A 12,921-nucleotide genomic window follows, 5' to 3' on the forward strand; every position below is an offset into this window, starting at 1 on the left:
GGGGCGCGGTGGTGGAGTCCGTCGCCGCGCCCGGAGCGACCGGCGGCGCGGTCTCCGTCGTCACCGACCTGGGCCGGCGGTACGTGCTGGCCGGCACCGAGGTGCTGGGCATGCTCGGCTACGGCGACGTGCGGCCGGTGCGGCTGCCCGCCGGCCTCGTCAGCCTGGTGCCCGCCGGCAGCCCGCTCGACCCCGCCGCCGCGCGGGCGGTGGCCGCCCCCGCCTGACCCGGGCCCGGGCCATGGGTCGCCGCCGTGCCGGGGCTAGGGCGCCGCGGCGCAGGTCAAAACGGTTAGCGGCGGGCGGTCGCGGCGCCATCACGGCGCGGGGCGCCGGGCAGGACGGCGGGCGGTCAGGGCGCGGGGCGGCGGAGCACACTGACCGCGAAGTCGGCGTCGTCGCGCCACGGACGCAGGTCCCAGGTGGCGAAGCGGTGCTCGGGGCGCAGCCCGGCGGAGACGGCGTCACCGTCGAAGTCCGCCAGCCGGTAGCCCCGGTCGGTGCCGAAGCCGACCAGCACCACGCCGTCGGGGCGCAGGTGCGCGGCGATCCGGGCCAGCACGTCCCGTTCGGTGCCCGGAGCGACGAACGCCATCACGTTGCCCGCCACCACGGCGGCGTCGAAGGGCTCCGGCTCGCCGGCCGCGGCCAGGTCCAGTGCGGCGAGGTCGCCGACCAGCCAGCACGGGCCGGGATGGTCGGCGCGGGCGGCCTCGACCAGCGCCGGGTCGGCGTCCACCCCGACCACCCGGTGACCGCGGGCGGCCAGCGCGGCGCCGACCCGGCCGGTGCCGCAGCCGGCGTCCAGGATCCGCGAGCCGGGCGCGACCATGGCGTCCACCAGGCGCGCCTCGCCGGCGAGGTCGGCGCCCTCGGCGGCGAGCTTGCGGAACCGGTCGATGTACCACTGCGAGTGTCCGGGGCCGGTCTCGGTCGCCCAGCGGGTCGGGTTGGTCATGCCGCCACGGTAACCGGCGCCCGGCGGGGCGGCCCGGCGGTCAGGGCAGCCGGGCGACGGTGACGAACTCGTTGTAGGTGAAGAGCTTGCCGAGCGCCCGGGGGAAGGGGAACGAGTACTGCCGCAGCACGGTCATGCCGAGGTCGCGGGCGGCCTCGGCCGCCTCGGCGAAACCGACGAACCGGACGTGGCTCGCGTCGCTGGCGTACCCGCGCTCCTGCGGGGTGATGAAGACGGCCGTGCCGCCGGAGCGGACGAACGGCAGGTACGAGGAGACCACCTCCAGCGCCTGCCCGGCGGGGAGGTGCTCCAGCAGGTGGGCGGCGAGCAGCGAGTCGAAGGCGTCCGGGCGGGCGTGCTCGGAGCGGAAGAACTCCTCGACGGTGTACGCCTCGTGCCCGGCGGCCCGGGCGTGCGCGATCGACGTGGCGTTGTGGTCGACCCCGACGGCGCCGTCGCCGAGGTTGGCGAGGTTGCGGCCGAGCCCGCAGCCCACGTCGAGGGTACGGCCCAGGCCGAGCCGCCGCAGGTTCCACCGGTACGGCGCCTGCACGTCGAGCAGCTGCTTCCAGCGCGCGCCACCCAGGCGTTGCAGCCGGCGGGTGTAGTCCTCACCCTGAGTGCCCGTTGGAGCGTCCTGCCGTGCTCGACCCATCGCCGGCCCCTTTGCCTGTCGCGGATACGGATGCGGTGCTCGCGCACCTACCGGCGGTACGCGCAGGGCGTTCCGTCGGCTTCCCCCGTACCCGCCGGGGCGGGTTTTCGAACGATGCTACGGACGACGTGGCCGTTCGGCACGATGATCTACCAGGTGTTTCGAGGCGTGTCCGCGGTGTCCACGGACGGTGACCGGAGGTCGGCCACCGTCCGTGGGCGGGTGGTCAGCCCTTCTCCGCACCGGCGGTGAGACCCTCGGTGAGCAACCGCTCACTGGCGAAGAAGAGGATCACGATGGGCAGGGTGAGGATCACCGACCCGGCCATCAGCACGGTCTTGGGCACCTCGACGCCGTCGGCGAGCAGGGAGAGCCCCAGCGACACCGTCCACCGGTCGGGCTTGTCGACCAGGAAGAGCAGCGCGAAGAGGAACTCGTTCCAGGCGATCATGAAGTCGTAGAGCGCGACCGCCATGATCGACGGGGCGGCCAGGGGCAGGCTGATCCGGCGGATGATGCCGAGTCGGCCCGCCCCGTCGATCGCCGCGGACTCCTCCAGGCTGATCGGGATGGTCTCGAAGTAGTTCTTCAGCATGTAGACCGAGACCGGCAGGGTCTGCGAGATGTAGACCAGCACCAGCCCGAACAGGGACCCGCGCAGCCCGGCCCGGGTGAAGACCACGAAGAGCGGGATGGCGATGACGATCGACGGGAACAGGTAGACGGCCAGGAACACGACATTGACCTGGCGACGGCCGAAGAACCGCAACCGGGAGACGGCGTACGCGCCGGGGATCGCCACCAGCAGCGTCAGCAGCGTCGCGGCCAGGGCGACCAGGCCGCTGTTGCGGATGAAGGTGAGGAAACCCTGGCCGCCGTCCTCGGCGGCCTTCAACACCTCGGTGTACGTGGCCACGGTGAGCTCGCCCAGCGGCACCCACAGCGAGCCGGGGTCGAGCAGCAGCCGTTCGATGGGGCGTACCGAGAGCACCAGCATGTACCAGAACGGCAGCAGGGTGACCAGCAGGAACGCGGTGACCACCAGCCGGCGCAGCCAGCGCAGCGAGACGGTCTCGATCCGGTCGCGGTCCATCACGCCTCCCTGCGTCCGGCGAAGAAGCGCAGGTAGATCGCGACGAAGACGATCAGCACCACGGCCAGCACGACGGCCTGCGCCGCCGCCGCCCCGATGTCGGTCCGCGCGGTGAGGAACTGGTAGACCCGGACGCTGACCACCTCGGTGCCGGCGGAGCCGCCGGTGAGCAGGTAGACGTCGTCGAACTTGTTGAACGTCATGATGAACCGCAGCACCCCCAGCAGGGCGATCACCGGCATCAGCTGGGGCAGCAGGATGTGTCGGAACCGCTGGGTCGGGGTGGCCCCGTCCACCCGGGCCGCCTCCTCCAGCTCGCCGGGGACGGCCTGGAGCCGGGCCAGCAGGAACAGGAACGCGAACGGGAAGTAGCGCCACGCCTCGAACGCGATCACCGTGGCCAGGGCGGTCGAGTCCTGGGACAGGAAGGGGATCGGGGCGTCCCAGCCGAGGAACCGCTGCCCCCAGTCGTTGACGATGCCGAGCTGCGGGTCGAGCATCACCTGCCAGACGAAGGCCACCGCGACCACCGGCGCCACGTACGGCAGCAGCATCGAGGCCCGGACCAGCGTCCGGCCCCGGAACGGCCGGCGGACCACCAGCGCGGCGACCAGGCCGAGCGCGATCGACCCGGCGGTGCCGCCGAGGCTGTAGAGCACCGTGGTCCAGAGCGTGTCGGCGAAGCCCGGCGTATTCAGCACCCGGTCGAAGTTGCTCAGCGTCAGCTCACCGAAGAGCCCGGTCTTGCGCAGGGTGGCCAGGCGTACCCGTTGGAAGGCCAGCACCACCGTCCAGACGATCGGGATGCCGATCACCGCGACCACGACGAGCAGGGTCGGCGCCACCAGTGCGAGCCCGGCGCGCGACTCCCGGCGACGCAGCGTGAGCGGGCGTCGGCGGCCGGGGCCGGGCCGCTCCCGGGCGGGGGAGCGGCCGGTCTCCGGCGGAGCCGTCGTCAATTGACGCCCGCCTTGATCGCCTCCACGTCCTTCTTCGCCCGGGCGGCCGCCGCGCCGGCGTCGCTCTTGCCGCCGACGACGTCCGCGAGGGCCTTGGGTACGGGCAGTTCGCCCAGGATCGCGCCGACCAGTTTGCCCTGGCCCTGGGTCAGGCCCCAGCGCTGGAAGGTGTCCGGGCTCGTGCGCAGGCCGGTCAGCACCTCGGCGCCGTACACCTCGGACAGTGGCTTCTTCGCGTCCACGCCGGCCTGGCTGGTGTTCCAGGCGGTGAGGAACTTCTCCTTGTCGTCGGCGGTGCCCTTGCGGACCGGGAAGCGCCCCTCGGGGGACATGCCGAACCAGCGCGGGTAGCCGTCGGAGAGCAGGTACTCCACGAAGGACTTCGCCGGGTCGGCGGCGGCCTCGTCCAGCACCGCCCAGGAGCTGATTTCGCCGTACTGGGCCGGCTCCGCGCCGTTCGGGCCCTTGATGGCGGTGACGAAGCCGCTGTTCTTCGCCAGCCAGTTCGGATCCTTCGCGCACTGGGGACAGGTCGGCTTGGCGTCGTTGCGCAGTCCGGCCAGCTCATCGAGGATGAACGGCGACCAGATCAGCATGGCGGCCTTGCCGGCGAAGTAGGTGGCCCGGGTGGTGTCCACGTCCTGCGCGCCCTTGACGGAGTGGTTGCGCATCAGGTCGCCGTAGAAGCGGAACGCCTCGACGCATTCGGGGGAGTCCAGCTTGACCGCGCCGGAGTCGTCGGTGAGCTGACAGTTGTTGGCCAGGGCCAGGTGCTCGAAGGTCTGCTGGGTGAAGACGTCGCCCGGGGCGGTGGCCGCCGTGATACCGGCGACCCCGCCGGTGTTCAGCTTCGCCGCCGCGGCGGTGATCTTCTCGTACGTGTCGGGGGCGGGCAGCCCGGCGGCGTCGAAGAGGTCCTTGCGGTAGACCAGCAGCTGCCCCCACCCGTCGCTGGGTACCGAGAGCTGCTTCCCGTCGTCGGAGGTCAGCTCCAGGGCTCGTGGCGAGAAGGTGTCCCGCCCCAGTTTGTCGACGATCTCCTTGTTGGCGTCGGGATGCAGCAGCTCGTTGCCGGCCAGGGTCCGGATGCCGGCGAGTGACACCGACCCGACGACGTCGGGCAGCTCCCCGGCGGCGGCGCTGGAGGCGATGAGGGAGGGGAACTGGTCCTCGTTGACGGTGACCAGATTGACCTTCACGCCGGTCTTGGCGGTGTAGTCGGCGATGATCGCCTTGGTGGCGGTGACCCGGTCGGCCACGTCCTCCAGGCTCCAGACGGTTATTTCGGAACTGTCGCTTTTCGACTCGTCGTCGCTGCAGGCCAGCAGGCTCGCCCCGGTTACTGCGAGGATCAGGGTGGCGGCCAGCATCCGCATCGGAGGGGATGACATCTGTGGCACTCCTCTCGAAGGGTACATGAGGGATTCAACGTGCTGGATTGATCAATCACAAGACATATAACGATTTTTTGTTAAGATTGAGCCCGGTACGTCCCGGGAGTAGCGCCATGGGCAACTGGGTTGTCTCGCTGGCCGGGCCGCGGCGCGTGAGCCTCGAGCCCTGCCCCACCGATCCGCTCGGCCCGGGCCAGGTCCGGGTCCGCACCTGCTATTCCGGCATCTCCGCCGGCACCGAGCTCACCCTGTTCCGGGGGAGCAACCCCCGGCTCAGCAAGGACTGGGACGACGCCAGCCGGATGTTCGTCCCCCGGCAGACCCCCGTGCCGTACCCGCTGGTCGGGTTCGGCTACGAGGAGGTCGGCGAGGTCGTCGAGGTCGCCGACGACGTGGCCGACCGACATCCCGGCCAGCTCGTCTGGGGCATCTGGGGACACCGGGCCGAGGCCGTCCTCCCGGCCGGCGCGGTCAACCCGCTCGCCCCCGGGCTCAACCCGCTCGCCGGCGTCTTCGCCCGCCCCGGCGCCATCGCGCTGACCGCCGTCCTCGCCGGGGACCTGCACCTCGGCGACTGGGTCGGGATCTTCGGGCAGGGCGTCATCGGGCTGCTCGCCACCCGGCTGGCCAGCCTCTCCGGGGCCCGGGTGGTCGCCGTCGACCGGGTGCCCGCCCGGCTGGAACGGGCCGCCCGCCTCGGGGCCCGGCGCATCGTCGACGCCGGTGTCGACTCCGCCGCCGCGGTGCTGCGCGAGGCCACCGCCGGCCGGGGCGCGGACGTCTGCCTGGAGCTGTCCGGGGCGTACCCGGCGCTGCACGAGGCGATCCGCGCCACCACCCACGCCGGCCGCGTCGTGGCGGGCGGCTTCTACCAGGGCCAGGCCGACGGGCTCGGCCTCGGCGAGGAGTTCCACCACAACCGGATCCAGCTGGTGGCGGCCCAGGTCTCCGGGCCCGCCCCGGCGCCCGGCCTGGCCGGCCGGTGGTCCGGTGCCCGCATCGCCCACACCTTCATGGACCTGGTGGCCGAGGGCAGCGTCGACCCGCTGCCGCTGGTGAGCCACGTCGTGGACGCCCGCGCGGTGGCCGACGCGCTCGCGTTGCTCGACCGCGGTGCCGGTGACGTCCTACAAGTCGTGCTGGAGTTCTGATGTCGATCCCGCTCGCCTGCCAGGAGCAACTGCTCCCGGGCACCAGCCTGCCCCAGAAGTTCGCCCTCGCCACCGCCCTCGGCTACCAGGGCATCGAGCTGCGCGGCCGGGGCGACCTCGCCCTCGCCCGCCGGCTGCCGGAGCTGCGCCGGGCCCGCGCCGAGGGGGTGGTCATGCCCACCGTCTGCGTGGAGATGGACCACTTCATCGGCGACTTCGACCCGGCGCGCTCCCGCGACGCGGTCGCCAACCTGCGCTCCCAGCTCACCGTGATCGCCGAACTCGGCGGAATCGGCGCGATGACCCCCGCCGCGTGGGGAATGTTCTCCCGCCGGCTGCCCCCGTTCGAACCGCCCCGCCCGCCCGGTGGCGACCGGCAGGTGCTCGTCGACGCCCTGGGTGACCTCGGCGAGCACGCCCGCGCCGAGGGCGTCACCCTCTTCCTCGAACCGCTCAACCGGTACGAGGACCACATGGTCAACCGGCTCGACGAGGCGGTCGCGCTCTGCGCCGCCGTCGGCCTGCCCTCGGTGCGGGTGGTCGCCGACACCTTCCACATGAACATCGAGGAGGACGACGTGCATGCCGCCCTGCGCGCCGCCGCGCCGTACCTGGGGCACGTGCAGGTCAGCGACTCCAACCGGTTCCAGCCCGGCGCCGGGCACCTGGACTGGCCGGCGCTGCTGCGCACGCTGCGCGACATCGGCTACCCGGGCTGGCTGGCGCTGGAGTGCCGGCTGCGCGGCGACCCGGTCCGGGCGCTGCAACAGGCGGCGACCGTGCTCCGGCACGCCCAGCCCCGGCAGGCGGCGGCGTGAGCACCGGTGCCGCCGGCCCGTCCGGCCTCGGCGCGCCCCCCGCCGAAGACCCGGACGGCGGCCCCGCCCCGAGGGCCGGCGCGCCGGCCCGTCCGGCGCCCGCCGGGCACCTCGCCGACCTGCGCCGGCTGGCCATCGCCACCCTCGACGCCAACTGGGAACACGACCACACGGTGCCCTCGCGCACCCTCTACCCGCACCAGTGGAGCTGGGACTCGGCGTTCATCGCGATCGGGCTGGCCCACGTCCGCCCCGACCGGGCCTGGCGGGAGCTGCGCACGCTGTTCGCCGCCCAGTGGGCCGACGGGCGGGTGCCGCACATCGTCTTCAACCCGGCGCTGCGGGTGGGCTCGTACTTCCCCGGGCCGGAGTTCTGGGGCTCCGCCGCCGCCGAGGGCGCCCCGGCCGCCGCCACCTCCGGCATCGTCCAGCCGCCGGTGCACGCCCAGGCGGCCTGGCTGGTGCACCGCCGCGCCCCGTCCGAGGCGTCGGCCCAGGCGCTGCGCTGGCTGTACCCGAGGCTGGTCGCCCAGCAGCGTTACCTCACCGGCCGGCGGGACGTCGGCGGGGCCGGTCTGGCGGCCATCGTGCACCCCTGGGAGTCCGGCCTGGACAACAGCCCGGCCTGGGACGCGCCGATGGCGGCGGTGGCGGCCGACGCCGCCGTCATGCGGGCGTACCGTCGGCACGACACCGCGCACGCCGACGCCGCGCACCGCCCCACGGACCTGGACTACGCGCGGTACGTCGCGATCGTCGCCTCCTACCGCGACCGTCGCTACCGCGACCGTCGCTACAGCGACCAGGCGCTGGCCGGGTGGCATCCGTTCCTGGTGGAGTGCCCGCTGTTCAACGCGGCGCTGGGCGCGGCGGAGCACGCCCTGGCTCGGATCGCCGCCGTGGTCGGGGCCGATCCCGGTCCGCACCGCGACCGCGCGGCCCGGATCACCGAGGCCGTGGTGCGCCGGCTCCACGACCCGGTCACCGGCACCTTCCACCCGCGCGACCTGCGCACCGACCGGCTGATCCCGGCCCGTACCGTGCTGGGGCTGATGCCGCTGATCCTGCCCGACCTGCCGGGGCGCCAGGTGCGGGCGGTGCTGACCGAGGCGTGCTCGGCGCGGTTCGGCCTGGCCCCGCGCATGCCGCGTCCGCTGCCCACCCACGACCGCACCGCGCCGGACTTCGAGCCACTGCGCTACTGGCGCGGCCCCAGTTGGATGAACACCAACTGGCTGCTCTGGCGCGGGCTGCGGGCGCACCACCGGCCGGACCTGGCCGCCGGGCTGCGCGAGTCGATGCTGGCGCTGGTCGCCACCGGCGGCTGTCACGAGTACTTCCACCCGGACACCGCGGCGGGGCTCGGCTCGGCGGCGTTCAGCTGGACGGCGTCGCTGCTGCTCGACACCCTCGCCGAGGGATGAGCGGCACCCGACCCGTCAGTCCAGTCGCCGCCAGTCGGGGCCGGCCGGGGGCCGTCCGAGGTGAGCGCCGCCAGCATCACCGACTCGACCTGCTCGGGTGTGAGGTGTTCGCGGTGGTCCGCGCCGGGGACGTAGGCCGCCCACGGGCGTCCCTCGGCGTCCGACATCACCACGGCCACCGGATCGCGGTGGTCGCTGACCGCGGCGACGGTTCCCCAGGGGCGGTGCACGAAGACCTGCTGCCCCAGGTCGGGATCGAGCTCGCGCAGCCACCGCCGGACGGTCTCCCGGTCGCCGAGCTCCACCTGTTCGCCGGCGACCCGGAACGGTCCCGTGCTGGTCAGGAGTTCGGCCACGTTCTCCGGCGGCTTCCGCCGCCTCGACTGGTCGCGCCACCAGCCCATTCGCGCCCCTCCTTCCGGGAGCAGGCCGTGCGGTCCGAATGCCCCGCCGGGCCCCACCGCCAAACCCGCCGCGTCGGGGACGCCGTCTACAGTGAGTGCCCGCGAACCGGAGGACCGCACATGGACGCCATCGACAAGATCGCCTGGATCCGGATCGCGCACGGCCGGATCCTCAGCACCCGCTCCCGGGGAAAGGACGTCTGGTACCTGCCCGGGGGCAAGCGCGAGCCCGGCGAGACCGACCGGGAGACGCTCACCCGCGAGATCGCCGAGGAGCTGGGTGTGGTGATCGACCCGGCGACGGCCGTGCACGTCGGCACGTTCACCGCCCAGGCCCACGGCCACTCGGCGGGCACGCTGGTGCGGATGACCTGCTACACCGCCGAGCACCACGGCGAGCCCCGGCCGGACCACGAGATCGAGGAGGTCGCCTGGCTCGGGTACGCCGACCGGGACCGGGTCTCCCCGGTCGACCGGATCATCTTCGACGACCTGCGCCGGCGGGCCCTGCTGGCCTGAGCGACCTCGCGGGTGCCGCCCCACGAGTGCGACGTTGGGGCGGGCGGTTTCCCGCTCGTCCGCGAGCCGCGCCGGAACCGGTCGGGTGCGGCGGCCGTTTGCGCCCCGCCGGGGCGGGTAACCGCGGTCGGATTCCCGACCGGGCGGGACGGCCGCCGAGGGTCGGATTTCCGACGGGCGACCCGGGACGCCGGGTCGGAGGTACGGCCGATCGGCGGAACGAGAGGAGGACCGGGTGCGCTTTCCCCTCTTCGTCGACGCGGTCGCCCGGCGGGCGGAGTTGCCGCCGGAGCGGGCCGCCGCGATCGCCCGCGCCGTGCTGGTCACGGTGGCCGAGCGGGTCCAGGCCGGCGAGGTCGAGGACCTGAGCGCCCAGCTCCCGGACGAGCTCAGCGCATACCTGGCCGGGCCGCGGCCGGAGACCACGCCGGGCGCGGCGGAGACCTTCGGACCGGTCGAGTTCCTGCGCCGGGTGGCCGATCGGGCCGGCGTCGAGCCGGCCACCGCCCAGGTCGGGGTCCGGGCGGTCTTCGCCACCCTGCGCGAGGCGGTCACGGTCGGCGAGTTCCAGGACCTGGTGGCGCAGTTGCCGAAAAGTTTCACCAGGGACGTCGATCCAGCGCCACCGCGGCCGTACGATGAGTGACGTCGCCGCCACTGCGCACCCCGTCTGAGCTGCCGTTAAGGGAGCCGTCCGGGTGAAAGATCCCCGGCTTGCGACCTCTTTCACCGGAAATTTGCTCGCGCAAATACCCTTAGGCTGAAACTCCTCTCCGCGCTAGGGGGATGATCGGCCGAATTTCCACGGCCGATCACCGAGGCGTCGTGGACCCTTCGGGCTGACTCCGGTCAATGGCCTGTTCCAGGAGGCATCGAGCCCTATTCTGGCTCCATTGTGAAGTCCTGGGGGGGATCATGATCACAATTGTCGATACCTGCGCGCCTGTCCACAGTGGAGTCGAGTCAACTCCCTGAGATGGCGCAACCAATGATCATCCAGCGTTTCGTGGACGTCGCTGCCGCCCATCCCGACCGGCCGGCGATCCTGGGCGAGACCCACGAGGTCGACTACGCCGAGCTGGCCGGCAGCGCCGGTGGCCACGCCGCCGCGCTCGCCGCCGCGGGCCTGCGCGCCGGCGACCGGGTCGCCCTGCTCACCGGGCACGGCGCGCCCACCGTCGCCGCCGTCCTCGGCGCCCTCGCCGCCGGCTGCGTGTACGTGCCGGTGGACCCGGGGTTCCCCGACGCGCGGCTGCGGCACCTGCTCGCCGCCGCCGAGGTGCGCGCCGTCGCCTGCGCCGCCGCGCACCGGGAACTGGCCGAGCGGCTCTGCGCCGACCGGCCCGGCACCCCCGTGATCGTCCTCGACGGGGTCGGGCCCGCCCCGCTGCGTCCCGTGCCGGTTGACCCGGACGCGCCGGCGTACGTGCTGTTCACCTCCGGCTCCACCGGCACGCCCAAGGCCCTCGCGCAGACCCACCGCAACCTCGCGCACGTCGTGGACAACCAGATCCGCGATCTCGCCCTCGGCCCGGACGACCGGCTCAGCCTGCTCGCCTCGTTCAGCTTCGACGCCGCCATCCCCGACCTGTACCCGGCCCTGCTCACCGGCGCCGCCGTCGTCCCGGTGGACCTGCGCCGGCACGGCCTGGCCCACGCCGCCGACCAGCTGGCCCGGCACCGGGTGACCGTCTACCACTCCACCCCGACCGTGTACCGGTTCCTGCTCGACACCCTCGGCGCGTGCCGGCTCGACTCGGTGCGGGTGGTGCTGCTCGGCGGCGAGCAGGCCACCCATGCCGACGCCGCGCGCGGCCGGGACCGGTTCGCGCCGGGCTGTCTCCTGGTCAACGGCTACGGCGCCACCGAGATGACCTTCGCCGCCCGGCACACGCTGCCGTTCGCCGACGCCGACCCGACCACCACCGGGCCGCTGCCGATCGGCACCCCGCTGCCCGGGTACGAGCTGTCGCTGCACCGGGACACCGGCGAGATCGTGGTGCGCAGCCGGCACCTCGCCCCGGGCTACCTCGGCCAGGACAGCGACCGGTTCACCGTCGAGGAGGACGGGGTCACCCGGGCGTACCGCACCGGGGACCTTGGCGCGCGGCTGCCCGGCGGCGAGCTGGTCTGCCTCGGCCGGCTCGACCGGCAGGTGAAGGTGCGCGGGTTCCGGGTCGAGCTGACCGAGATCGAGGCGGTCCTCGCCGCCCAGCCCGGCGTCGCCGCCGTCCGGGCCGTCGCCCGCGACGGCGAGCTGCTGGCGTACGCGACGCCCGCCGGCGGGCCCCTCGACCCGGCGGCCCTGCGCGCCGCCCTCGCCCGGCGGCTGCCGGAGTACGCCCTGCCCCGCGCGGTGGTCGCGCTCGACGCCTTCCCGCTCACCGTCACCGGCAAGGTCGACGAGCGGGCGCTGCCCGACCCGCCCCGGGACGTCCCGGCCGGGCAGGCCCCGACCACCGAGACCGAGCGGGCGGTGCACGACATCTGGTGCGCGGTGCTCGGCCGCGACGCGGTCGGCCGGCAGGAGAGCTTCTTCGACGCGGGCGGCCAGTCCCTGCTCCTCGGCCAGGTGCAGCAGCGCCTCGCCGAGCGGTTCGGGGTGGCGCTGCCGATGGTGCGGCTCTTCGCCCACCCCACCGTCGCGGCGCAGGCCCGGCTGCTCGACGCGGCGGCCACCGCCGACCGGCCGGCCGCACCCGCTCCCGCGCCGAGCCTGCCCACCCCGGCCGCGCCGACCGTCGCCGCCCGCGAGTACGCCGGCGACGAGATCGCCGTGGTCGGGCTCGCCGGGCGGGTCCCGGGCGCCCCCGACCTGGCCACCTTCTGGTGGAACCTCTGCGCCGGGGTCGACTCGATCCACGACCACAGCGACGCCGAGCTGGCCGCCCTGGGCATCGGGCCCGGCCTGCGCGCCGACCCACGGCACGTCCGGGCCGCCGGCCGGCTCGACGGCGTCGCCGACTTCGACGCCGAGTTCTTCGCGATGGGCGAACAGGAGGCCGCCCGCACCGACCCGCAGCACCGGCTCTTCCTGGAGACCGCGTGGGAGGCGCTGGAGGACGCCGGGCACGACCCGACCCGGTTCCCCGGGCTGGTCGGGGTCTACTCGGCCACCTCGGCCAACCGGTACTTCCTGTTCCACCTGCTCGACAACCCGGTGGTGGTGGGCGACGTGGACCCGGACGACTGGGAGGCCCGGCTGATCGGGCGGCAGTTCACCGACCACCTGCCCGGCCAGGTGGCGTACCGGCTGGGGCTGACCGGGCCGGCGGTCGCCGTGCAGAGCGCCTGCTCCAGCTCGCTGGTCGCGGTCTGCCTCGCCGCGCAGAGCCTCGCCGACTACCAGTGCGACCTCGCCCTCGCCGGCGGCGTCAACGTCACCTGGCCCCGCTACCGGCACACTCCCGGCGGCCTCGCCTCACCCGACGGCCGCTGCCGGGCCTTCGACGAGGCCGCCGACGGGGCCGGCTTCGGCTCCGGGGTCGGGGTGGTCGCGCTGCGCCGCCTCGCCGACGCCCAGGCCGACGGCGACCGGATCTACTC

General features: G+C 73.9%; 13 protein-coding genes. 7 read left to right on the forward strand and 6 right to left on the reverse strand.

From position 1 onward, the window contains the following. On the forward strand, positions 1-227 hold a 227-nt coding region (locus KBX37_RS30800; RefSeq protein ID WP_210779377.1), incomplete at its 5' end, for a type VII secretion protein EccB. Between the two features lie 125 nt (positions 228-352). Here the strand turns inward: KBX37_RS30800 and KBX37_RS30805 are convergent. From KBX37_RS30805 to KBX37_RS30825, 5 genes are all read right to left on the reverse strand, one after another. Then, complete coding sequence (locus KBX37_RS30805) at positions 353-958, reverse strand: bifunctional 2-polyprenyl-6-hydroxyphenol methylase/3-demethylubiquinol 3-O-methyltransferase UbiG (protein WP_210779378.1); 606 nt, start codon at positions 956-958, stop codon at positions 353-355. A 40-nt stretch (positions 959-998) separates the two neighbouring features. Further along, entirely contained in the window at positions 999-1,613 is a 615-nt protein-coding gene (locus tag KBX37_RS30810) for a methyltransferase domain-containing protein (protein WP_210779379.1), read from the reverse strand. A gap of 226 nt (positions 1,614-1,839) precedes the next feature. Then, on the reverse strand, positions 1,840-2,706 hold the full coding sequence (locus tag KBX37_RS30815) for a carbohydrate ABC transporter permease (protein ID WP_210779380.1): 867 nt from the start codon (positions 2,704-2,706) through the stop codon (positions 1,840-1,842). Further along, positions 2,706-3,665, reverse strand: a complete 960-nt coding sequence (locus tag KBX37_RS30820) for a carbohydrate ABC transporter permease (protein ID WP_210779381.1) — start codon at positions 3,663-3,665, stop codon at positions 2,706-2,708. The genes KBX37_RS30815 and KBX37_RS30820 overlap by 1 nt, the downstream gene beginning before the upstream one ends. After that, positions 3,662-5,056: an ABC transporter substrate-binding protein gene (locus KBX37_RS30825; protein WP_210779382.1), complete on the reverse strand. Its 1,395-nt coding sequence runs from the start codon at positions 5,054-5,056 to the stop codon at positions 3,662-3,664. The genes KBX37_RS30820 and KBX37_RS30825 overlap by 4 nt, the downstream gene beginning before the upstream one ends. Positions 5,057-5,172: 116 nt before the next feature. On the opposite strand from KBX37_RS30825, the gene KBX37_RS30830 reads away from it, so the two are divergent. The 3 genes from KBX37_RS30830 (at position 5,173) to KBX37_RS30840 (ending at position 8,452) form a co-directional block, all read left to right on the forward strand. Further along, the gene (locus KBX37_RS30830; protein WP_210779383.1) at positions 5,173-6,210 is read left to right on the forward strand and encodes a zinc-binding alcohol dehydrogenase; all 1,038 of its coding nucleotides are present in this window, start codon (positions 5,173-5,175) and stop codon (positions 6,208-6,210) included. After that, positions 6,210-7,028, forward strand: coding sequence for a sugar phosphate isomerase/epimerase family protein (locus tag KBX37_RS30835; protein WP_210779384.1), 819 nt, complete (start codon positions 6,210-6,212; stop codon positions 7,026-7,028). The genes KBX37_RS30830 and KBX37_RS30835 overlap by 1 nt, the downstream gene beginning before the upstream one ends. Positions 7,029-7,147: 119 nt before the next feature. Then, positions 7,148-8,452: a hypothetical protein gene (locus KBX37_RS30840; protein ID WP_210779389.1), complete on the forward strand. Its 1,305-nt coding sequence runs from the start codon at positions 7,148-7,150 to the stop codon at positions 8,450-8,452. Here the strand turns inward: KBX37_RS30840 and KBX37_RS30845 are convergent. Next, the gene (locus KBX37_RS30845; RefSeq protein WP_210779385.1) at positions 8,356-8,856 is read right to left on the reverse strand and encodes a hypothetical protein; all 501 of its coding nucleotides are present in this window, start codon (positions 8,854-8,856) and stop codon (positions 8,356-8,358) included. The genes KBX37_RS30840 and KBX37_RS30845 overlap by 97 nt on opposite strands. 120 nt (positions 8,857-8,976) lie before the next feature. Here KBX37_RS30845 and KBX37_RS30850 point away from each other — a divergent pair, with 120 nt between their 5' ends. The 3 genes from KBX37_RS30850 to KBX37_RS30860 form a co-directional block, all read left to right on the forward strand. Continuing rightward, on the forward strand, positions 8,977-9,375 hold the full coding sequence (locus tag KBX37_RS30850; RefSeq protein ID WP_210779386.1) for an NUDIX domain-containing protein: 399 nt from the start codon (positions 8,977-8,979) through the stop codon (positions 9,373-9,375). Between the two features lie 235 nt (positions 9,376-9,610). Continuing rightward, on the forward strand, positions 9,611-10,021 hold the full coding sequence (locus tag KBX37_RS30855) for a DUF2267 domain-containing protein (RefSeq protein ID WP_210779387.1): 411 nt from the start codon (positions 9,611-9,613) through the stop codon (positions 10,019-10,021). A 330-nt stretch (positions 10,022-10,351) separates the two neighbouring features. Further along, positions 10,352-12,921: AMP-binding protein (locus KBX37_RS30860; RefSeq protein ID WP_210779388.1), on the forward strand; the 2,570-nt coding region annotated here is incomplete at its 3' end.

This window comes from Micromonospora sp. U56, from assembly GCF_018070095.1.
In the GTDB taxonomy this organism is placed as follows: Bacteria; Actinomycetota; Actinomycetes; order Mycobacteriales; family Micromonosporaceae; genus Micromonospora; species Micromonospora purpureochromogenes.

Bases quoted from the DNA above. Each gene is read 5' to 3' on its own strand.
- KBX37_RS30805 (WP_210779378.1), bottom strand. From the start codon at position 958: ATGACCAACCCGACCCGCTGGGCGACCGAGACCGGCCCCGGACACTCG.
- KBX37_RS30810 (WP_210779379.1), bottom strand. From the start codon at position 1,613: ATGGGTCGAGCACGGCAGGACGCTCCAACGGGCACTCAGGGTGAGGAC.
- KBX37_RS30815 (WP_210779380.1), bottom strand. From the start codon at position 2,706: ATGGACCGCGACCGGATCGAGACCGTCTCGCTGCGCTGGCTGCGCCGG.
- KBX37_RS30825 (WP_210779382.1), bottom strand. From the start codon at position 5,056: ATGTCATCCCCTCCGATGCGGATGCTGGCCGCCACCCTGATCCTCGCA.
- KBX37_RS30830 (WP_210779383.1), top strand. From the start codon at position 5,173: ATGGGCAACTGGGTTGTCTCGCTGGCCGGGCCGCGGCGCGTGAGCCTC.
- KBX37_RS30835 (WP_210779384.1), top strand. From the start codon at position 6,210: ATGTCGATCCCGCTCGCCTGCCAGGAGCAACTGCTCCCGGGCACCAGC.
- KBX37_RS30845 (WP_210779385.1), bottom strand. From the start codon at position 8,856: ATGGGCTGGTGGCGCGACCAGTCGAGGCGGCGGAAGCCGCCGGAGAAC.
- KBX37_RS30850 (WP_210779386.1), top strand. From the start codon at position 8,977: ATGGACGCCATCGACAAGATCGCCTGGATCCGGATCGCGCACGGCCGG.